This window comes from Micromonospora sp. CP22, assembly GCF_009712475.1.
GTDB lineage: Bacteria > Actinomycetota > Actinomycetes > Mycobacteriales > Micromonosporaceae > Micromonospora.
On record NZ_VCJO01000006.1, the window covers coordinates 148,675 to 168,585 of the forward strand.

17 protein-coding genes are annotated in these 19,911 nt (G+C 71.1%); 11 read left to right on the forward strand and 6 right to left on the reverse strand.

From position 1 onward, the window contains the following. Nucleotides 1–52: 52 nt before the first annotated feature. Nucleotides 53–1,090, forward strand: a complete 1,038-nt coding sequence (locus tag FF096_RS13375) for an aminotransferase class V-fold PLP-dependent enzyme (RefSeq protein WP_309223223.1) — start codon at nt 53–55, stop codon at nt 1,088–1,090. Nucleotides 1,091–1,181: 91 nt separating this feature from the next. Here the strand turns inward: FF096_RS13375 and FF096_RS13380 are convergent, their stop codons facing one another. The 4 genes from FF096_RS13380 to FF096_RS13395 all read right to left on the reverse strand — a co-directional run bounded on the left by FF096_RS13380 (nt 1,182) and on the right by FF096_RS13395 (nt 6,015). Next, entirely contained in the window at nt 1,182–2,039 is an 858-nt protein-coding gene (locus tag FF096_RS13380; protein WP_155217936.1) for an SPFH domain-containing protein, read from the reverse strand. Nucleotides 2,040–2,146: 107 nt separating this feature from the next. Then, nucleotides 2,147–3,253: a calcium:proton antiporter gene (locus tag FF096_RS13385; protein ID WP_196222522.1), complete on the reverse strand. Its 1,107-nt coding sequence runs from the start codon at nt 3,251–3,253 to the stop codon at nt 2,147–2,149. 45 nt (nt 3,254–3,298) lie between these two features. Further along, nucleotides 3,299–5,215: a helix-turn-helix domain-containing protein gene (locus tag FF096_RS13390; RefSeq protein WP_155217938.1), complete on the reverse strand. Its 1,917-nt coding sequence runs from the start codon at nt 5,213–5,215 to the stop codon at nt 3,299–3,301. A gap of 17 nt (nt 5,216–5,232) precedes the next feature. Next, nucleotides 5,233–6,015 (reverse strand): 3-hydroxybutyrate dehydrogenase, encoded by a 783-nt coding sequence (locus FF096_RS13395; protein WP_155217940.1) that lies wholly within the window; start codon nt 6,013–6,015, stop codon nt 5,233–5,235. A 191-nt stretch (nt 6,016–6,206) separates the two neighbouring features. On the opposite strand from FF096_RS13395, the gene ruvC reads away from it, so the two are divergent. The 8 genes from ruvC (at nt 6,207) to FF096_RS13435 (ending at nt 15,598) form a co-directional block, all read left to right on the forward strand. Then, entirely contained in the window at nt 6,207–6,734 is a 528-nt protein-coding gene (gene ruvC / locus FF096_RS13400) for a crossover junction endodeoxyribonuclease RuvC (protein ID WP_309223224.1), read from the forward strand. Then, nucleotides 6,731–7,333 carry a Holliday junction branch migration protein RuvA gene (ruvA, locus tag FF096_RS13405; protein ID WP_155217942.1) on the forward strand — a complete coding sequence of 201 codons (603 nt, stop codon included), beginning with the start codon at nt 6,731–6,733 and terminating at the stop codon, nt 7,331–7,333. The genes ruvC and ruvA overlap by 4 nt, the downstream gene beginning before the upstream one ends. A 55-nt stretch (nt 7,334–7,388) precedes the next feature. Beyond that, nucleotides 7,389–8,459: a Holliday junction branch migration DNA helicase RuvB gene (ruvB, locus tag FF096_RS13410; protein ID WP_155217944.1), complete on the forward strand. Its 1,071-nt coding sequence runs from the start codon at nt 7,389–7,391 to the stop codon at nt 8,457–8,459. A gap of 138 nt (nt 8,460–8,597) precedes the next feature. Next, nucleotides 8,598–8,936 carry a preprotein translocase subunit YajC gene (gene yajC, locus FF096_RS13415; protein ID WP_309223225.1) on the forward strand — a complete coding sequence of 113 codons (339 nt, stop codon included), beginning with the start codon at nt 8,598–8,600 and terminating at the stop codon, nt 8,934–8,936. 282 nt (nt 8,937–9,218) lie between these two features. Further along, nucleotides 9,219–11,102 carry a protein translocase subunit SecD gene (gene secD, locus FF096_RS13420; RefSeq protein WP_309223226.1) on the forward strand — a complete coding sequence of 628 codons (1,884 nt, stop codon included), beginning with the start codon at nt 9,219–9,221 and terminating at the stop codon, nt 11,100–11,102. Nucleotide 11,103: 1 nt separating this feature from the next. Continuing rightward, nucleotides 11,104–12,294, forward strand: coding sequence for a protein translocase subunit SecF (secF, locus tag FF096_RS13425; RefSeq protein WP_155217946.1), 1,191 nt, complete (start codon nt 11,104–11,106; stop codon nt 12,292–12,294). A 106-nt stretch (nt 12,295–12,400) separates the two neighbouring features. Continuing rightward, nucleotides 12,401–12,967: an adenine phosphoribosyltransferase gene (locus FF096_RS13430; protein ID WP_309223227.1), complete on the forward strand. Its 567-nt coding sequence runs from the start codon at nt 12,401–12,403 to the stop codon at nt 12,965–12,967. A gap of 171 nt (nt 12,968–13,138) precedes the next feature. Beyond that, the gene (locus FF096_RS13435) at nt 13,139–15,598 is read left to right on the forward strand and encodes a RelA/SpoT family protein (RefSeq protein WP_375335333.1); all 2,460 of its coding nucleotides are present in this window, start codon (nt 13,139–13,141) and stop codon (nt 15,596–15,598) included. 81 nt (nt 15,599–15,679) lie between these two features. Here the strand turns inward: FF096_RS13435 and FF096_RS13440 are convergent, their stop codons facing one another. Both FF096_RS13440 and FF096_RS13445 read right to left on the reverse strand, forming a co-directional pair. Next, on the reverse strand, nt 15,680–16,513 hold the full coding sequence (locus tag FF096_RS13440) for a peptidylprolyl isomerase (protein WP_309223228.1): 834 nt from the start codon (nt 16,511–16,513) through the stop codon (nt 15,680–15,682). A 64-nt stretch (nt 16,514–16,577) separates the two neighbouring features. After that, nucleotides 16,578–17,504, reverse strand: a complete 927-nt coding sequence (locus FF096_RS13445; protein ID WP_309223229.1) for a peptidylprolyl isomerase — start codon at nt 17,502–17,504, stop codon at nt 16,578–16,580. Nucleotides 17,505–17,747: 243 nt separating this feature from the next. Here FF096_RS13445 and FF096_RS13450 point away from each other — a divergent pair, with 243 nt between their 5' ends. Both FF096_RS13450 and hisS read left to right on the forward strand, forming a co-directional pair. Further along, nucleotides 17,748–18,467: an MBL fold metallo-hydrolase gene (locus FF096_RS13450; RefSeq protein ID WP_309223230.1), complete on the forward strand. Its 720-nt coding sequence runs from the start codon at nt 17,748–17,750 to the stop codon at nt 18,465–18,467. A gap of 72 nt (nt 18,468–18,539) precedes the next feature. Then, nucleotides 18,540–19,868: a histidine--tRNA ligase gene (gene hisS / locus FF096_RS13455; RefSeq protein WP_155217948.1), complete on the forward strand. Its 1,329-nt coding sequence runs from the start codon at nt 18,540–18,542 to the stop codon at nt 19,866–19,868. Nucleotides 19,869–19,911: the final 43 nt, after the last annotated feature.

A 19,911-nucleotide genomic window follows, 5' to 3' on the forward strand; every position in this document is an offset into this window, starting at 1 on the left:
CGGGGCGGGATTGGTGCTTAGGGCCGACCGACGCGGCGGTTAGCGTCGGGGCGTGGAACTGGAGCAGGCACAGAAGTTGTGGCAACCGCAGCCGGGCTGGCTGAACACCGCCAGCTACGGGTTGCCACCCGACCCGGCGTGGGAGGCGTTGCAGGACGCGCTGGCCGCATGGCGGATGGGTCGGGGCTCGTGGGAGAGCTGGGGAGCGGAGACCGACAGGTGCCGCAGGGCGTTCGCGCGCCTGGTCGCGGTACCGGTGGCCGACGTCGCGGTCGGTGCCACCGTCTCACAGCTGCTCGCGCCGGTCGCCGCCGCGCTGCCCACCGGCGCCCGGGTGCTGGTGCCCGAGGTCGAGTTCACCTCCAACCTGTTTCCCTGGCTCGTCCAGGTCGAGCGGGGCGTCGAGGTACGCACCGTCGCGTTGGAGGAGTTGGCCGCCTCGGTCGACGCCGACACCGACCTGGTGGCGTTCAGCCTGGTGCAGTCGGCGGACGGCACCATCGCCGCGTACGACGAGATCGTCACGGCGGCCCGGGCCCACGGCGCGCTCGTCGCGGTCGACGCCACCCAGGCGTGCGGTTGGCTGCCGTTCGACGCGACCCGCGCGGACGTCGTGGTGGCCGGCGGATACAAGTGGCTGATGGGCCCCCGGGGCACCGCCTACGCCTACCTGGCTCCCGAGCTGCGGGACCGGCTGCGACCCGACGCCGCCGGCTGGTACGCGGGCCGCGATCCGCACGCCTCGTACTACGGGCCGCCGCTGCGGCTGGCCGACGACGCCCGCCGGTTCGACCTCTCACCGGCCTGGTTCAGCTGGGTGGGCGCGGCTCCCGCGCTGGAACTGCTGCTGGAGATCGGGGTCGCGCAGGTGCGGGCGTACGACGTGGCGCTGGCCAACCGGTTCCTCGCCGGGCTCGGCCAGCCGCCCGGGGACAGCGCGATCGTCACCGTCGAGGTACCCGGCGCGCAGGAGAAGCTGGAACGCGCCGGGGTACGCGCCGCGGTGCGGGCCGGCCGGGTCCGCGCCGCGTTCCACCTCTACTCCACCACCGAGGACGTCGACCTGGCCCTCGACGCCCTCACCTCCTGACCGCGTCGTCCGCACCGCACCGGACGGCTCGCCGGTGTGCGGCCGCCGCCCGCCGCCCGCCCTCATCCCCTGACCGGTGAGGGCGGGCGGCTCACTTCCCGGTGATGATGCCCGGGTTGATGCACAGGCCGGGGGAGCTGCCGTGCTTGTCCGCGATCTCCAGGCAGCGGGTCACCTTGTCCACCTTCGCGTTGGTCTCGGTGACCTCCTTCTGGATCTCGGCGTTGAGGCGGTCCTGTTCGAGGTTGCGGGTCTGGGCGAGCTTGTCCTGGAACGCCTTGATGTTGCTCTCGGTCTTGTCGTCGTGGTTGACCCGGGTGATGGTGACCGACAGGATCTCCACGTCGTCGGCCAGCCGCTCCTCGGCGTTGGCCTTGATGCTGGCGGCGAAGGGCTTCAGGTCGACGTTCAGGTTGCCGGTCTTCGCGTCGATGCGCTCCAACGGGTTGTAGGCGGTGAAGGCGTCGTTCACTGCGCTGTCGAGCTGGACGCCGACCCGCTGCCCCCGAAAGCTCTGGAAGTCACCCTTGTAGTCCATGAACTGCTTCGGGGCGTTCTCGGGCTGGACCTGCCACTCGACGAGCACCTCCACGCACGCGTCGGCCAGCGTGCCGGTACGCACCCGGACGCACTGGTCGTTGCCGATGTGGTCGTACTTCTGCCGTCCGGCGTCCCACTCGCCGACCCGCTGCCACGGGGCGACCCACTTCAGGCCGGAGCCGGTGACCTCACCGGTCGGCTTGCCGAAGCTGGTGACGATGCCGACCGAGCGGATCGGCACCGAGTGGGCGCTCGACGCGACGGCGAAGACCGCCGTCGCGGCCAGGGCACCGACCGCCGTCAGCACCCCGAGCTGCCGTACCTGACGTTGCGAGCTGAGCAGGGTGACGGCGACAGCGATGATCGCGGTGGCGGCGGCGACGATCGCCAGGATGAAGCCGAAGGACATGACGGGACCTTTCCGGGGTGACAACCTGCTGAGTTGATCATCAACTTAGCCGCCCGGGTCAAGCCCTTGACCAGCGGCGGGGCCCGGCCGGCAGGTCGAGGCGCCCGTCAGGGGCTGGCGGCGAGCAGGATGAAGGCGGCGAACAGCACCAGGTGCACACCGCCCTGGAGCAGGGTGGCGCGACCGGGCACGACGGTCAGCACGCCGGTGACGACGGTCAACGCGAGCAGCGTCATCTCGGTGCCGCCGAGACCGAGCAGGAGCGGCCCGTCGAGCCAGATCGAGGCGATCGCGATGGCGGGGATGGTCAGACCGATGCTGGCCATCGCGGAGCCCAGCGCGAGGTTGAGGCTGATCTGGACCCGGTCCCGGCGGGCGGCACGGGCGGCGGCCAGGGTCTCCGGCAACAGCACCAGCAACGCGATGATGACACCGACGAAGGCCGGGGGCAGGTTCACCGCCGCGACGCCGGCCTCGATGGCCGGCGAGACGGACTTGGCGTCACCGACGACGGCCACCAGGGCGACCAGGAGCAGCACGAGGCTGGTCAGGGCCTGCCGGGTCGACGGCGGATCGGCGTGCACCTCCTCCGGCAGCGTCTGCCCGTGGCGGCCGACCGGGAGGAAGTAGTCCCGGTGCCGACCCGTCTGCACCATCACGAACAGGGCGTACAGGGCGAGCGAGACCACCGCCGCGAAGGTGAGCTGAGCGGGGTTGAACTCGGGGCCGGTGCGGCCGATGGTGAAGGTCGGCACGACCAGGCTGAGCGTGGAGAGGGTGGCGACGGTGGCGAGCGCGCTGCCGGTGCCCTCGGGGTTGAACACCGCCAACCGGCGGCGCAGGGCCCCGATGAGCAGGCTCAGACCGAGGATGCCGTTGCAGGTGATCATCACGGCGGCGAAGACGGTGTCGCGGGCCAGGGAGGCCGTCTTCTCCCCGCCACTGATCATCAGCGTCACGATCAGGGCCACCTCGATGACGGTGACCGCGACGGCCAGCACCAGCGACCCGTACGGCTCGCCGACCTTGTGCGCGACCACCTCGGCGTGGTGCACGGCGGCCAGCACCGCACCGGCGAGGAACGCCCCGACCACGATCACCATCACGCCGACGAGCTGCTGGTTCCAGGTCACCGCCAGCACCAGCAGGGCGGCGATCGGCACGGAGACGGTCCAGCCGGTCAGGGAACGGAGCAGCGCGAGCACGACCTTCATCCTGCCGAGCGACCACGCGGCGGGGACGGCGAACCGTCGAGGTCGTCAGCCGGGCGTACGCAGACGGTGCAACCGCAGGGCCAGTTGCACCTCCAGGGCCCGGTCGGGCTGCTGCCAGTCGGCACCGAGCAACTGACCGACCCGTTCCAGGCGCTGGGTCACCGTGTTGACGTGTACGTGCAGCTGCTCGGCGGCCCGGGCCAGGCTGCCACCCACCCCGAAGTACGCCTCCAGCGTCCGCACCAGCGCGGTACCGCGCCGGGCGTCATAGTCGATCACCGGCCCGATGGTGGCGGTGAGGAACCGGCTCACGTCGGCGTCGCCGCCGCCGTCGACGGCCCCCAGCAGCAGCCCGACGAAACCCAGCTCGGCGCTGCTCGCCCCCTGCCCGGCCCGGCCCAGCGCCCCGAGCGCGGTCAGGCAGCGGTCCGCCTCCCGGAAGGCGGTGCCCAGCGACGCGGGGTCGGTGAACGGCCCGCTCGCCCCGGCGGTCACCGGTCGGCCGGTGATCCTCGACAGGTCACGGGCCACCGCTCGGGCGCTGTCACCCGCGTGGTGACCGGGCAGCATCAGCGCCACCCGGCCGTCGCGCGCGGCGGCCAGCCCACCCCGGGTCGAGGCGTACGTGGTGGCCCAGGAGAGCACCCGCTGCCGGGCGGAGCCGGTCGCCGCGATGGCGTCGTCGCCGACGGCCACCAGCACGTGCGGTGCGTCCAGGTCCACGCCCAGCCGACGGGCCCGGCTACGCAGCGCGTCGGGGTCGCGCAGCGGCCGGGCGATCAGGTCGTCGAGCAACTCGCCCCGGACCCGTCCCTCCGCCTCGGCGACGGTACGCCGGAACAGCAGCAGCAGGGCGGTCACCAGCGCCGCCCGCTCCAGGATGCGCTGGTCGGCGTCGTCCGGTTCGCCCTCGGGGCGCAGCACCAGCACACCGAGGTTCTCCGTGCCGGCCACCACGGCGGCGTACCACAACGCTCCCCGGCGTACGCTGCGTCCCTCGGTCCGCGACGCCGCGACCGCCTCGACGATCTCCGCTCGCTCCGGCTCGTCGATCTCACCGACCTGTGCCAGCCGCCGTCCCTCGGCGTCGAGCACCAACAGCACCCCACCGAGCACGTCGGTGACCGCCGCGGCCACGTCCTCCACGCCGCCGCCGCGCAGCACCAGCGCCGTCATCCGGTCGTGGGCCGCGGCGGCCCGCTCCACGGAACTGCTGTGCGCGCGGATGGTGGTGTTCGCCGAGGAGAGTTCCTCCAGTGCCGCGCGGGTCTCGGCCAACAGCCGGGCGGTGTCGATCGCCACCGCGGCGTGAGCGGCCAACGAGAGCAGCAGCGCCACCTCCTCGCGGGCGAACGGCCGGGCCGTCCGGTTGGCCGCGTAGAGCACCCCGATGCTGGTCGAGCCGAGGCGCAGCGGCACTCCGAGGATGGCCACCAGCCCTTCCTCGCCCACCCCGGCGTCGATCTCCCGGGTGTGGTGGAACCGCTCGTCCTCCGGATAGTTCGCGGTGACGTAGGGAGCGCCGGACTGGGCCACCAGACCGCCGAGCCCGGCACCCATGGGCAGCCGCAGCCGCTGGAACCGGGCGGAGACCGACCCGTCGGTCACCCGCATGTAGGTGTCGCCGCGCTCGGCGTCGTTGAGGGTCATGTAGGCGACGTCCGCGCCGAGCAGGTGCCGGGCCCGGTGCACGATCGCCCGCAGCACCTCGTCCAGGTCACGCAGCCCGGCCAGGTCGCTGACCGTGTCGTACAGGCCGGAGAGTTCGCTCTCCCGGCGGCGACGGCGTTCCAGCAGCGCCCGGACCCGCAGCGCCACCGTCTTGGCCTGCTCCAACTCGGCGATGCGTTCGGGCGGCAGCCCGGCCGAGCGGGCGGCGACCAGCGGTCCCTCGAATTCGACCGCGGCTGCCTCCCGGGCGAGCAGTTCGAGGAACTCCACCGGCGACGACATGACCGACATTCTGCGGGTGACCTCCGCTAATTCGCCGTCCAGCCCCCGTCGAGCGCGATCGAGGCGCCGGTGAGGAAGCTCGCCGGGGGTGAGCAGAGGTAGGCCAGCAGCTCCGCCACCTCCTCCGGTTCGATCAGCCGCTTGACCGCCGCGCGGGCCAACATGACCTTCTCGATCACCTCGGACTCGGGGATGCCGTGGGCGGCCGACTGGTCGGCGATCTGGCTCTCCACCAGCGCGGTCCGCACGTACGCCGGGTTGATGCAGTTGGCGGTCACCCCGCAGGCCGCGCCCTCCAGCGCCACCACCTTCGACAGCCCTTCCAGCGCGTGCTTCGCCGAGACGTACGCCGCCTTGTACGCCGAGGCACGCAGCCCGTGCACCGAGGAGATGTTCACGATCCGGCCCCAGCCGCGTGCGTACATGTGCGGCAGCGCCCGCCGGATCAGCAGGAACGGCGCCTCCACCATCACCCGCTGGAGGTACTCGAAGCGCTCGACCGGGAACTCGTGCAGCGGTGCCACGTGTTGCAGACCGGCGTTGTTGACGACGATGTCGACGTCGGCGTCGAGGGCGTCCACCGCCGCCGGGTCGGACAGATCCACCCCCTCGGCCCGGCCGCCGATCTCGGCTGCCACCACCGTGGCCGCCTCGACGTCACGGTCGACCACCACGACGCTGGCGCCGGCCGCCGCCAGCCGCCGGGCGCAGGCCCGGCCGATGCCGCCGCCGCCCCCCGTCACCAGGGCGGTACGACCGGTCAGGTCGACGTTCACGACGTGGGGGACCGCCACGGGTTCTGCCGTCATGGCGCATGAAGTTACGAGGTGTGTGCTCGGGCGCACATGGGGTTGTGACACATACTCCCGGGGCACACTGTGGCCGCCTCCTACACTGCCGCCGCGGCTGCCAGATCGGGCGTGTCCCGGGGCGCGGCGCGGCGACGGCATCGGTAGGGTGTCGAACACACGTACTGCCCCGGCGGCTGGAGGGAGGCGGCGTGCGGGTGCTCGGCGTCGACCCGGGGCTGACCCGGTGTGGAGTCGGCGTGGTGGAGGGGGTGCCCGGCCGGCCCTGCACGCTGATCGCCTACTACGTGGTCTACACCGACCCGGCCGACGAGTTGCCCACCCGCCTGCTGCACCTGGACCGCTCGTTGACCGACCTGGTCGTCGAGCACCGGCCGGACAGCGTGGCGGTGGAGCGGGTGTTCAGCCAGCACAACGTGCGTACGGTGATGGGCACCGCCCAGGCCAGTGGGATCGCCGTGCTCGCCGGGGCGCGTGCCGGACTGCCGGTGCAGACGTACACCCCGAGCGAGGTGAAGGCGGCGGTGACCGGCTCCGGCCAGGCCGACAAGGCGCAGATGACCGCGATGGTCACCCGGCTGCTGCGGCTGGCCGAGCCGCCCCGCCCGGCGGACGCCGCGGACGCCCTCGCGCTGGCCATCTGTCACGTGTGGCGCGGTGGCACCCGGTCGAAACTGGCCGCCGCGGCGGACCGGGCGAGACGAGGAGGAGCGAGATGATCGCCAGTGTGCGTGGCGTGGTGGCCGCCACCGGCCCGGATCACGCGGTGATCGAGGTCGGTGGGGTCGGCCTGGCCGTGCAGTGCGCCCCCGGTACCCTCGCCGACCTGCGGGTCGGTCAGCCGGCCCGGCTGGCGACCAGCCTGGTCGTCCGGGAGGACTCGCTCACCCTCTACGGCTTCGCCGACGACGACGCCAAGGCGCTGTTCGAGTTGTTGCAGACCGCCAGCGGGGTCGGCCCGCGACTGGCCCAGGCGGTGCTCGCCGTGCACACCCCGGACGCGGTCCGCAAGGCCATCGCCAACGCCGACACGGCGGCGCTGACCCGGGTGCCCGGCATCGGCAAGAAGGGCGCCGAGCGGCTGGTGCTGGAACTGCGCGACCGGATCGGCCCGGTGCCGGTGGGCGCCGACGGCGCGGCCGGGGTGACCGGTGGGGCCTGGCCCGAGCAGGTCCGTCAGGCGTTGATCGGGCTCGGCTGGACGGCCGGTCAGGCCGACCAGGCCGTCGCCGCCGTCGCCGAGACCGTCGACGGTCCCACCCCGCCGGTGCCGGTGCTGCTGAAGCAGGCCATCCGACTGCTGGGTCGCACCCGATGAGCGCGCGGGTCCAGCCGGGTCCGCGAGCCCCGAGGTCGCGAATGAAGGACCCCCGATGACCGGCCCCGACGGCGGACTCGTCTCGGCGTACGTCAACGACGCGGAACGGGACGCCGAGGCCAGCGTCCGGCCGAAGCGGCTGGACGAGTTCATCGCCCAGCACCGGGTCCGCGACCAGCTCGACCTGCTGCTCCAGGGCGCGATGCGGCGCGGCTCCCCGCCCGACCACATCCTGCTGTCCGGGCCGCCCGGCCTGGGGAAGACCACCCTGGCCAACATCGTCGCCGCGGAGTTGGGCACCGGCATCCGGGTGACCAGCGGGCCGGCGATCGAACGCTCCGGGGACCTGGCGGCGATCCTGACCAGCCTGGCCGAGGGGGACGTGCTCTTCATCGACGAGATCCACCGGATCGCCAAGCCGGCGGAGGAGCTGCTCTACAGCGCGATGGAGGACTTCCGGGTCGACGTGGTGGTCGGCAAGGGGCCGGGCGCCACCGCCATCCCGCTCGACGTGGAGCCGTTCACCCTGGTCGGCGCGACCACCCGGTCGGGCCTGCTCACCGGCCCGATGCGGGACCGGTTCGGCTTCGTGGCGCACCTGGACTTCTACTCGCCGGCCGACCTGGAGGTGCTGCTGCACCGCTCGGCGCGCATCCTCGGTGTGCCGATCACCGAGGACGGGGCGGCGGAGATCGCCGGTCGATCCCGGGGCACGCCACGCATCGCCAACCGGCTGCTGCGTCGGGTGCGGGACTTCGCCGAGGTACGCGCCGACGGTGTGGTCACCGTCGAGACGGCCCGCTCCGCGTTGACCGTGTACGACGTCGACGCCCTCGGGCTGGACCGGCTCGACCGGGCGGTGCTGACCGCCCTGGTGGATTCGTTCAAGGGCGGTCCGGTCGGCCTGTCGACGCTGGCCGTGGCGGTCGGGGAGCAGCCGGACACGGTCGAGGAGGTCTGCGAGCCGTTCCTGGTGCGGGCCGGGCTGTTGGCGCGTACGCCCCGGGGGCGGGTGGCCACCGAGGCCGCCTGGCGCCATCTTGGCCGTACACCGCCAAATGGTACATTTGGTCCAGAAGCCCCTCCCGCGCCCGATCTGTTCTCGGTGGACATCGGCGAGCCGTGATCTGTTCGTGATCTGGGCGACGTTCGGCGTTCCCAGACAGAGCGACTAGACTCGCCGCGGTCTGTACAGGACGTGCAAATCCGCCTCCGTTCCGGCGCCAACGCGCCGGTCCGGCGGCCAATGGGAAGGTCGACAACCGTGCACTACGCAGCAGAAGGCGGCGGAGCGGGAGGCTTCACGCCGATCCTCATGATCGCTCTGCTCTTCGGCGTCATGTATTTCATGATGATCCGTCCGCAGCAGAAGCGCCGCCGCGAGGCCGAATCGATGCAGGCCAACCTCTCCCCGGGCGACGAGGTGGTCACCATCGGCGGGCTCTACGGCACGGTCACCGGCATCGAGGACGACAGCGTCCTGCTGGAGGTCGCTCCAGGAGTGCAGACCCGCTACGCCCGGCCGGCGATCGCCCGGGTGGTCACCCCGGCGGAGCGCCCGGCCGAGGCGGCGGCCGAGGAGACCGACTCGGTCAAGGACTGACGTCGAGTCCCGTCCGGGTGCCGGTCTCTCGGTGGCTCGGACGGGGCACCCGCCCGCGTCCCCGGGTGGGTGTCACTCTCGAACTGCGCATTGAGACAATTGGATATCATGCCGACGCCGGGCGTCGGCGCGTCCGCCCGTACCCGGTCCACGCGTCCGCGCCGACCAGCCGAGGCGGCGGCACCAGCCCGGAAGCCGTCGGAAGGCAGGCCGTCGGCCCGGGATTCCGGCCGACCCGCCGCCGCACCCGCGGCGGCGTGACCACAGGGAGACAGGACAGCCGTGGCACCACCTCAGGGACAGATGCGCCCGGGACGGCAGTTGGCCGTGCTCGGGGCCATCTTCGTCGTCCTCTATCTTTTGGTGTTCTTCTCAGGCGGTGCCAGCGGTGGCTGGAAGGATCGGCTGGAACCTCGCCTCGGTCTTGACCTGGTCGGTGGCACCCGGCTGACGCTGGAAGCGACCAACACCCTGGACGGCCGGGCTCCGACGGCCGACAACCTGGAACGCGCCCGTCAGATCATCGAGAACCGGGTCAACGCCTACGGCGTGGCCGAGGCCGAGGTGGTCACCGAGGGCGACCGCAACATCGTCATCTCCCTCCCCGGCGAGAACCGCGAGCTCAACGAGGTCGGTAACGCGGCCGAGCTGCGCTTCCGCAAGGTGCTGAAGATCGTCGACGGCAGCGGGTCGATCCCGTCGCCGGCGCCGAGCGAGAGCCCGGAGGCGACCCCGTCGGGTACGGCGAGCCCGGAGGCCACGCCGTCCGGCTCCACCAGCCCCACGCCCGACACCGACGCCGCCGCGTCGCCGTCGGCCGGCGGCCAGGGTGGTGGCGCGCCGACGCCGTCGCCGTCGGAGTCGCCGACCCCGTCGCCCACGGCGAGCGAAGAGGTGCCGCAGAGCATCGAGGAGCTGCGCCGCGCCGTCGAGCAGAAGGTCGGTGCCGAGGCGTGGGCCGCCGCGAGCGGGTTGCAGGCACCGGCCGACCTGAGCGCCGACCCGTCGCTGGCCGAGAAGCTCAAGCCGTTCGGTGAGCTGAGCGGGCGCGAGGTAGCGGTGCTGCCGGCGCAGATGCAGTTCAACGTGCCGACGATCAGCTGTGTGCAGCTCGACGACCGGCCCCCGGCGTCCATCTCCGACCCGGAGCAGCAGGTCGTCGCCTGCGAGGGTGGTTACGCGAAGAACCTGCTGGACGTGGCCAAGGTGCTCGGCACCGACGTCTCCGACGCCAACGCGGTGCGCGACCAGACCAGCCAGTGGGTGGTCAGCCTGAACTTCACCAGCTCCGGGCAGCAGAAGTGGACCGCGCTGACCCGCGAGGCGTTCAACAACGAGGGCCAGGCGTGCGACGCGACCGCGCTCGGCGACGAGGGCAAGTGCCGGGTCGCCGTGGTGCTGGACAACGTGATCATCTCCTCGCCGCAGATCCAGGGCGTGCTGACCGGTAACTCCCAGATCACCGGTAACTTCACCAACGCGGAGGCCAGCGAGCTGGCCGGCTACCTGAGCTACGGTGCCCTGCCGGTCACCTTCGAGGCGCAGGAGCAGCAGAACGTCACCGCCACCCTGGGCGCCAGCCACCTGCGGGCCGGTCTGCTCGCGGCCGGCATCGGCATGCTGTTGGTCATCATCTACTCGTTCTTCTACTACCGGCTGCTCGGCTCGGTGATCTTCCTGAGCCTGATCCTGTCGGCGCTGCTGCTCTTCGGCGCGCTGGTGGTGCTCGGCCGGCAGATCGGCTTCACGCTCACCCTCGCCGGTATCGCCGGCATCATCGTCTCGCTAGGTGTGGCGGCCGACTCGTTCGTCATCTACTTCGAACGACTCAAGGACGAGATCCGAGAGGGACGCAGCCCGCGCAGCGCGGTACCTCGGGCCTGGGTCCGGGCCCGCCGGACGATCATCTCCGCCAACGCGATCACCATCATGTCGGCGGTGGTGCTCTACATCGTCTCGGTCGGCACGGTGAAGGGCTTCGCCTTCGCCCTGGGCCTGGCGACGGTGCTGGACCTGCTCGTGGTCTTCCTGTTCCGGCATCCGATCATGACGATGTTCGCCCGAACCAAGGCGTTCCTGTCCCCACGGGTCAGCGGCCTGGGCCGGGCACTGCCGGCCCGGTCGGAGCAGGCCCAGCCCCGCAACCAGCGTGTCAAGGAGGCCTGAGATGGCTGAGACTGGTCTGGCAGCCCGCCTCTACCGAGGTGAGGCCGGCCTCGACATCGTCGGCCGCCGCAAGGTGTGGTTCACCATCGCCGCCGTGCTGGTGACACTCGCGCTCGGCAGCGTCATCTTCCGGGGCTTCAGCCTCGGTATCGAGTTCGCCGGTGGCAACTCGTTCCAGGTCCCGACCAGCGTCGGCACCCTGGAGCAGGCGGAGCAGCGCGCCGGTGAGGTGTTGGCCAACGCGGTCGAGGGTGGCCGGGTGGTCACCGCGCAGCAGGTCGGCGGGGGTGGCGGCGAGTTCTACGAGCTGCGTACCACCGAACTCGACTCCGAGCAGGCCGAGGCGGTGCGGCTCGAGCTGGGGCAGGCGTTCAACATCGACCCGTCCGAGATCGCCAGCAACCGGGTCAGCGAGGCGTGGGGTAGCCAGGTGACCAACCGGGCCTTGCTCGGTCTGGTGATCTTCCTCGCGCTGGTGACGGTCTATCTGGTGCTGCGCTTCGAGTGGCAGATGGCGGTGGCAGCGGTCTTCTCGCTGGTGATGAACCTGGTGCTCACCGCCGGCCTCTACTCGATCGTCGGATTCGAGGTGACCCCGTCGACGATCATCGGATTCCTCACCATCCTGGGCTTCGCCCTCTACGACGTGGTGGTGGTCTTCGACAAGGTGCAGGAGAACACCAGAGGGATCACCGCGAACAACAACCAGACGTACGGCGAGGCCGCCAACCTGGCGGTCAACCAGAGCCTGATGCGGTCGATCAACACCTCGGTGGTCGCGCTGCTCCCGGTCGGCGGCATCCTGTTCATCGGTGCCGGCCTGCTCGGCGCGGGCACCCTGAAGGACCTCGGCCTGGTGCTGTTCGTCGGTATGGCGATGGCCTTCATCACCTCGATCACGCTGGCCACCCCGCTGCTGGTGGTGCTCAAGAACCGGGAGCCACGGATCCAGTCGCACAACAAGCGGGTGCAGGCCCGGCGGGCCACGGTCAACCGGGGCGAGACCCCGGCCAAGGGCGGCGCCGCAGCCCGCCCGGCCGAGCGCGAGGAGGAGCCGGTCGCCGCAGAGGCCGGTGCCCTCGCCGGTGCCGCCGCGCCGAAGGTGGGCGCACGTCCGGCGGGCAAGCGCTCCGGCGGGGCCCGGGGCGGGCGTCCCGGCGGCAACCGTCCGGGCGGCGGAAAACGCCGCTGAGGACGCCGGGGAGCCACCCGGTAGTCAACCGTGCCGGCGGCGTCCTGCATGCTGTGCGAGCAGTGTGCGGGACGCCGCCGTCGTGTGGAAGGGAAGCGGAACTGCCGTGACGGAGACCCACAGCGCCGAGGTGCGTGGAGACAGCGGGCTGGAGGTGGCCCGGCTGGTCGCCAGCCGGGTGCTCGACGTGCCCGACTTCCCCAAGCCCGGCGTCATGTTCAAGGACCTGATGCCGTTGTTCGCCGACGGTGACGCCTTCCGGGACGTCATCGACGGGATCGTCGCGTACCACGGACGGGAGTCCTTCGACACCGTGGTCGGTATCGAGGCGCGGGGGTTCGTGGTCGCCGCCGCGATCGCGTACGCGACGGGAGTCGGTGTGGTGCCGGTGCGTAAGGCGGGCAAGCTGCCCCGACCCGCCTACGCCGCCTCCTACGAGCTGGAGTACGGCGAGGCCACGCTCGAGGTGCACCAGGACGCCTTCACGGCGGGCCACCGGGTGCTGGTGGTCGACGATGTGCTCGCCACCGGTGGCACCGCGGCGGCGACGCTGGATCTGGTGGAGCGGGCGGGCGGCACGGTGGCCGGGTTCACCGTGCTGCTGGAGCTGTCCTTCCTCGGCGGGCGTGACCGACTGGCCCCGCGTCCCGTGCATGCCCTGTTGACCGTTTGAGTCGACGGCGGCGCCGGACGGGTCCGGCATGGTCCGTCCGGTGGAGCGGCGCGGTACCCCCGGTGGGGGTAGCATTGCCCATTGCTGACCGGGCGGTGACCCGTCTGTGCGGCGCTAGACCAGACCGGCCGGCGCACGGTCGGTTCGTTCCGGCGAGCGGTGAGGAGGCCGGTGTCCCACGAGGTCGTTCCTCCGGTGGAGGGCACGGTGCACCCGACAGGTGACGCGGAGGGCTCGTTGACCGGCCGCAACGGCGCCGCACCGGTGCCGGGTGGCGATTCCGGCACGGCGCAGCCGACCGGTGAGAGTTCCCGTCCGGCGGTCGGTGCCGGCGATGCTGTTGACCTCTCGGCGGCCGGTGGTTTCGCCCTGTCCCACGCGCCCACCGGGCGGCGGGTCCGGGCACGGCTCGCCAGGTTCAATGCCCCATGGCAGTCGTCGCAGGTCAGCGAGGTGCTGGAGCCGCTGATCGCATCACACCGGGAGAATCACCCCAAGGCCGACGCACGGCTGTTGCAGCGGGCATTCGACACGGCGGCTCGCTGGCACTCCGGTCAGTACCGCAAGTCCGGCGACCCGTACATCACCCACCCGCTCGCGGTGGCGACCATCCTGGCGAACCTGGGCATGGACACCACCACCCTGGTCGCCGCGCTGCTGCACGACACCATCGAGGACACGGAGTACTCCCTCGACCAGATGCGCTCCGACTTCGGTGGCGAGGTCGCCCTGCTGGTCGACGGCGTCACCAAGCTGGACAAGGTCAAGCTCGGTGACGCGGCGAAGGCCGAGACCATCCGCAAGATGGTCGTCGCCATGGCCAAGGACCCGCGCGTGCTGGTGATCAAGCTGGCCGACCGGCTGCACAACATGCGTACGCTGACCTTCCTGCCGCGACCGAAGCAGGAGCAGAAGGCGAAGGAGACGCTGGAGATCCTCGCCCCCCTGGCGCACCGGCTCGGTATGAACACCATCAAGTGGGAGCTGGAGGATCTGGCGTTCGGGACGTTGTTCCCGAAGCGGTTCGAGGAGATCAACCGGCTGATCGGGGAGCACCAGCCGCAGCGGGAGGCGTTGCTGCGGCAGGTGACCCAGAAGGTGCAGACCGACCTGAAGGCCGCCAAGATCAAGGCGGAGACCACCGGGCGGCCGAAGCACCTGTACTCGATCTACCAGAAGATGATCGTGCGGGGGCGGGACTTCAACGACATCTACGACCTGGTGGGTGTGCGGATCCTGGTCGACACGGTGCGGGACTGCTACGCGGCGCTGGGGGTGATCCACGCGAACTGGCAGCCGGTGCCGGGCCGGTTCAAGGACTACATCGCCATGCCGAAGTTCAACATGTACCAGTCGCTGCACACCACGGTGATCGGGCCGACCGGCAAGCCGGTGGAGATGCAGATCCGCACGTACGCGATGCACCGTACGGCGGAGTTCGGTATCGCGGCGCACTGGAAGTACAAGGAGCACAAGGGCACCCAGATCGTCGGCCCGCCGGCGCACATCGACGAGATGACCTGGCTGCGGCAGTTGCTGGACTGGCAGCGGGAGGCGGCGGACCCGAGCGAGTTCTTGGACGCGTTGCGGTTCGACCTGTCCAGCCAGGAGGTCTACGTCTTCACCCCGAAGGGCGACGTGATCCCGTTGCCGACCGGGTCGACGCCGGTGGACTTCGCGTACGCGGTGCACACCGAGGTCGGGCACAAGTGCATCGGCGCGCGGGTCAACGGCAAGTTGGTGCCGTTGGAGTCGACGCTGTCCAACGGTGACGTGATCGAGATCTTCACCTCGAAGTCCGACACCGCCGGTCCCACGCAGGACTGGCTGGGCTTCGTGAAGAGCCCTCGGGCGCGGACGAAGATCCGGCAGTACTTCAACAAGGAGCGTCGCGAGGAGGCGATAGAGGAGGGCAAGGACGCGATCGTCAAGGCGATGCGCAAGCAGGGCATGCCGTTGCAGCGGATGCTCACCTCCGACAACCTGATGGCGATCGCCCGGGATCTGCACCTGCCCGACGTGGCGTCGCTGTACGCGGCGGTCGGTGACAGTCAGGTCTCCGCCCAGTCGGTCGTGCAGAAGCTGATGGCCTCCTACGGCGGTGAGGAGGGCGCGGCCGAGGACATCGCCGAGACCGCCGTGGCCACCCGCCCGCCGCGCAGCCGCTCCTCCAGCCACGATCCGGGTGTGGTCGTACGCGGGGTCAGCGACGTGTGGATCAAGCTGGCCCGCTGCTGCACCCCGGTCCCACCGGATACGGTGTTCGGGTTCGTCACCCGCTCCGGCGGGGTGAGCGTGCACCGCGACGACTGCGCCAACGCCGAGGACCTGCGCGCCCAGGGCGAACGGGTGGTCGAGGTGAACTGGAAACTCACCTCCGCCTCGACCTTCCTGGTGGCCATCCAGGTGGAGGCGCTCGACCGGCACAAGCTGCTCGCCGACGTCACCCGGGTGCTCTCCGAGGAACGGGTCAACATCCTCTCCGCCACCGTCACCACCACCCGGGACCGGGTGGCGGTGAGCCGGTTCAGTTTCGAGATGGCCGACCCGAAGCACCTGGGGCACCTGCTCGCCGCCGTACGCAAGGTCGACGGCGTCTTCGACGCCTACCGCGTCACCTCCGGCGCCTGACCCCACCCACCCGGTACCAAAAGACTCGGGTCCCGATCCAACCGGATCGGGACCCGAATTCTCTGCTCAGAGGCGCAGTGCTCAGGCGTCGGCCATGGTGAGGTCGGTGATGATGACCTCCTTCTTGGGGTGACCGCCGCCGGCCTGCTGGGCGAACGCGCCGTCGTCACCGGCCGCCGCGACGTCCCGGACGATGTCCATGCCGTCGGTGATGGTGCCCAGGACGGTGTAGTTCGGGTCCAACGGCGAGTCGCCGTACACGATGAAGAACTGGCTGCCGCTGCTGGACGGCGCGCCGGAGTTGGCCATGGCGATGACGCCCTCCGGGTACGGCGGGCGCTTGTCGGCCGGCAGGTTCTCCTCCACCATCCGGTAGCTCGGGCCGCCGGTGCCGTCGGTCTCGCGCCAGCCCTCGCCGGTGGCGCTCGGATCGCCGCACTGGAGCACCTTGATGCCCTCGGTCACCAGGCGGTGGCACTTGGTGTTGTCGAAGAAGTCCTTCTCGGCCAGGTGAATGAAGCTGCCCGCCGTGCACGGCACCGCCGCCCGGTCGATCCGGGCGGTGATCGGGCCGAGGTTCGTGGTGATCGTCATGGTCTGGACGCCCACCTTGCTCTGCTGGGTGGGCGGCAGCCCGACGTCCTTGATCTGCGGGGTGCGCTCGCCCTCGGGTACCTCGATCCAGTCGCACTGCACAGAAGTCGCGTCCTGGGCCGCGTTGTCGGTGCCGCTGTCGTCGCCGAGCATGTTGCTGGCCAGCCAGGCCGTGCCGGCGACCACCAGCAGCAGGACCACGCCGGCCCCGACGACCGCCTGGGTCTGGCGGCGCTTACGGGCCCGGGCGGCCCGCTCGGCCATCTCCTTCTCGAGCCGGGCGCGGGCCGCCGCGCGCTGCCGCTCTCTGGTGGACGTCACGCCTCGATCCTCCTGGACTGTATGTGGATGCCGCTGCGGTGGGGTGGACCCTGCTCGCCGACGCTCAGCCGGCGTTGGCGCTGGCCTCGGGCGCGCCGGACGCGTCCGGACTCGGTGTGCCCGAGGAAGCCGGATCGGCGCTCGACGCCGGGTCCAGCACGGGCTCGCCGACGGTCAGGCTCTGAATGACCACGTCGTCGTTCTCCGGCTTGACCTTCTCCCCGGCCCCATTGTCCACCGTCGGCAGGGCACCGATCTTCTCGACGACGTCGAGCCCCTCGGTGACCCGGCCGATGATCGGGAACTGCGGCTCGGTGGTGGTGAAGTCCTTGAAGAAGATCAGGAACTGGCTGCCGTTGGCGCCGGGCGGGTTCGAGATCATCGCGACCGTGCCCTTGGGGTACGTCGGCGGCTCGTCCGGTGACGGGCTCGCGTCCGGCGAGGGGCTCGTCTCCGGCGCGGGCGGCACGTTCTCGCTGTAGAACGAGTAGGTCGGCCCGCCCAGCCCGGTGCCGCTGGGATCGCCGCACCGCACCGCGCCGTCGGCGGTGATCTCATGGCACTTGGTGTTGTCGTAGAACGACTGGCTCGCCAGGTGGGCGATGCTCGCCGCGGCGCACGGGGCGCTCGCGAGATCCAGCTCCACGGAGATCGGCGCGCCCTGGTTGGTGGTGATCGTCATCGGGCGGGTGCCGGTGACCGGCAGATCGGTGGTCGGGGGCTCGCCCACGTCCTTGAGGTTGCTGTTGCCCTCGGCGTTCTGCGGGGTCCAGAGGCAGACCTCGTTGTTGCTCGCGGTGTCGTCGACCGGCTCGCTGTCGAACGCGCCGAGAGCCCACGCTGTGCCGACGACCACCAGCACGAGGATCAGGGCGCTGCCGACACCGGCCTGGATCCGTCGGCGACGCCTGAGAGCAGCCGCTCGGCGGGCCATCTGCCGGTCGAGCTTGGCCCGCGCCAGTTTGCGCTGCCGGTCCCTGCTGGAAGCCACCCGTGCTCCCCTTTCCTCTACCCTGGTCCTGACCCGGTGTCGTGTACCTGTCGGGCGGCAGGTGCGCCACGCCACACGCCCGCCAGAGTGTACGGGTACCGGCTGGGAAAGTGGTGTACGAGGTCGGTGCCCAATTTCATCGGGATCCGTCAGTGCCTCACCCGGTGCTGGCGCGTTGGGTGGTCCGGAGTGTGACGCCGGTAGGCTGCCCGGTGAGGACGACTCGACGGAAAGGGAGCAGACGTGCTCGTTACCGGCTTTCCCGCGGATGCCTTCGGCACCAACTGCTACGTGGTTGCCACCGGGCCGGGGGAACAGTGCGTGGTGGTCGACCCCGGCATCGGGGTGATCGACCAGCTCGACGCGCTGCTCGCCGAGCATCGTCTGCACCCGGCCGCGGTGCTGCTGACCCACGGCCACCTCGACCACACGTTCTCCGTGGCGCCGGTCTGCGGGGCGCGGGGGATCACCGCGTACGTGCATCCCGCCGACCGGGAGCTGCTGGCGGACCCGACGAAGGCGCTGTCGATGGACCTGACGCAGCTCTTCGGTGGGCGGCTGTCCTACGCCGAGCCGGAGGACGTGGCCGAGCTGACCGACGGTACGACGCTCACCCTCGCCGGGTTGGAGATCACCGTCGACCACGCGCCAGGCCATACCGGCGGGTCGGTGCTCTTCCGGCTGCCCGCTACCGACTCGTCCATGGAGGCGGAGCAGATCTGCCTCTCCGGTGACGTGCTCTTCGCGGGCTCGATCGGCCGCACCGACCTGCCGGGCGGCAGCATGCCGATGATGCTCACCAGCCTGCGGGACAAGATCCTTCCGCTGGCCGACGACACCATCGTGCTGCCCGGCCACGGCCCCGCGACCACCATCGGCCGCGAGCGCGCCACCAACCCGTACCTCGCCGAGGTGGCGGGGACGGGCGGTGCGCGACCGGCGGCACCCACCCGCGGCCTCTAGACCTCACCGCGCCCCGCGCGGGATCGCCCCGAAAACCCTGCCGCGCGGCGCGCGGCTGCCGAGGAGTACGTCATGAGCAAGCCCACGCCCATCTCCGGGTTCCCGGAGTGGACGCCCGCCCAGCGGATGATCGAGCAGTTCGTCCTCGACCGGATCCGGGCCACCTTCGAGCTGTACGGCTTCGCACCGCTGGAGACCCGGGCCGTCGAGCCGTTGGACCAGTTGCTGCGCAAGGGGGAGACCTCCAAGGAGGTCTACGTGATCCGGCGTCTGCACGGCGACCCGGACGGCCCGGCCGGCGACGACACCCTGGGCCTGCACTTCGACCTGACCGTGCCGTTCGCCCGGTATGTGCTGGAGAACGCCGGCAAGTTGGCCTTCCCGTTCCGCCGCTACCAGATCCAGAAGGTGTGGCGCGGCGAGCGGCCCCAGGAGGGGCGGTACCGCGAGTTCCTCCAGGCCGACATCGACATCGTCGACCGGGACACCCTCGCGGCGCACCACGAGGCGGAGATGCCGCTGGTGATCGGGGACGCGCTGCGTTCGCTGCCGATCCCGCCGGTACGCATCCAGGTCAACAACCGCAAGATCTGTGAGGGCTTCTACCGGGGCATCGGGCTGACCGACCCGGAGGCGGCGCTGCGGGCGGTCGACAAGCTCGACAAGATCGGCCCGGCCGGGGTGTCGGAGCTGCTGGCGACCACGGCCGGGGCGAGCGAGGCGCAGGCCAAAGCGTGCCTGGCGCTGGCGGAGATCTCCTCGACGGACGCCTCCTTCGCCGACGCGGTGCGGGCGCTCGGGGTGAGCCACCCGTTGCTCGACGAGGGGGTCGAGGAGCTGGTCCGGGTGGTGGAGACCGCCGCGTCGCACTCGCCCGGTCTCTGCGTGGCGGACCTGCGCATCGCCCGTGGCCTGGACTACTACACCGGCACCGTGTACGAGACGCAGCTGGTCGGGTACGAGCGGTTCGGCTCGATCTGTTCCGGCGGCCGGTACGACAACCTGGCCAGCGCCGGCAACGTCAGCTTCCCCGGGGTCGGCATCTCGATCGGGGTGACCCGGCTGTTGGGGCTGCTCTTCGGCGCGGGCAAGCTGTCGGTGTCGCGGGAGGTGCCGACCTGTGTGCTGGTCGCGGTGGCCAACGAGGACCTGCGACCGGCCAGCAACTCCGTCGCCGAGGCGCTGCGGTCCCGGGGCATCCCGACCGAGGTGTCACCGAGCGCGGCCAAGTTCGGCAAGCAGATTCGGTACGCGCAGCGGCGCGGCATCCCGTACGTCTGGTTCCCGGGCGTGGACGGCGCGCCCGACGAGGTCAAGGACATCCGTTCCGGTGAGCAGGTGCCCGCCGCCCAGGGCGAGTGGACCCCGCCTCGGGAGGACCTCAAGCCCCTGGTGAGCTGAGCTTGGTTCCCCGCGATCTCGCACGTCGTCGGCCGCCGTCCGG

Bases quoted from the DNA above. Each gene is read 5' to 3' on its own strand.
- FF096_RS13380 (WP_155217936.1), bottom strand. From the start codon at position 2,039: ATGTCCTTCGGCTTCATCCTGGCGATCGTCGCCGCCGCCACCGCGATC.
- ruvA (WP_155217942.1), top strand. From the start codon at position 6,731: ATGATCGCCAGTGTGCGTGGCGTGGTGGCCGCCACCGGCCCGGATCAC.
- ruvB (WP_155217944.1), top strand. From the start codon at position 7,389: ATGACCGGCCCCGACGGCGGACTCGTCTCGGCGTACGTCAACGACGCG.
- hisS (WP_155217948.1), top strand. From the start codon at position 18,540: ATGAGCAAGCCCACGCCCATCTCCGGGTTCCCGGAGTGGACGCCCGCC.
- secF (WP_155217946.1), top strand. From the start codon at position 11,104: ATGGCTGAGACTGGTCTGGCAGCCCGCCTCTACCGAGGTGAGGCCGGC.
- FF096_RS13390 (WP_155217938.1), bottom strand. From the start codon at position 5,215: ATGTCGGTCATGTCGTCGCCGGTGGAGTTCCTCGAACTGCTCGCCCGG.
- FF096_RS13395 (WP_155217940.1), bottom strand. From the start codon at position 6,015: ATGACGGCAGAACCCGTGGCGGTCCCCCACGTCGTGAACGTCGACCTG.
- FF096_RS13385 (WP_196222522.1), bottom strand. From the start codon at position 3,253: ATGAAGGTCGTGCTCGCGCTGCTCCGTTCCCTGACCGGCTGGACCGTC.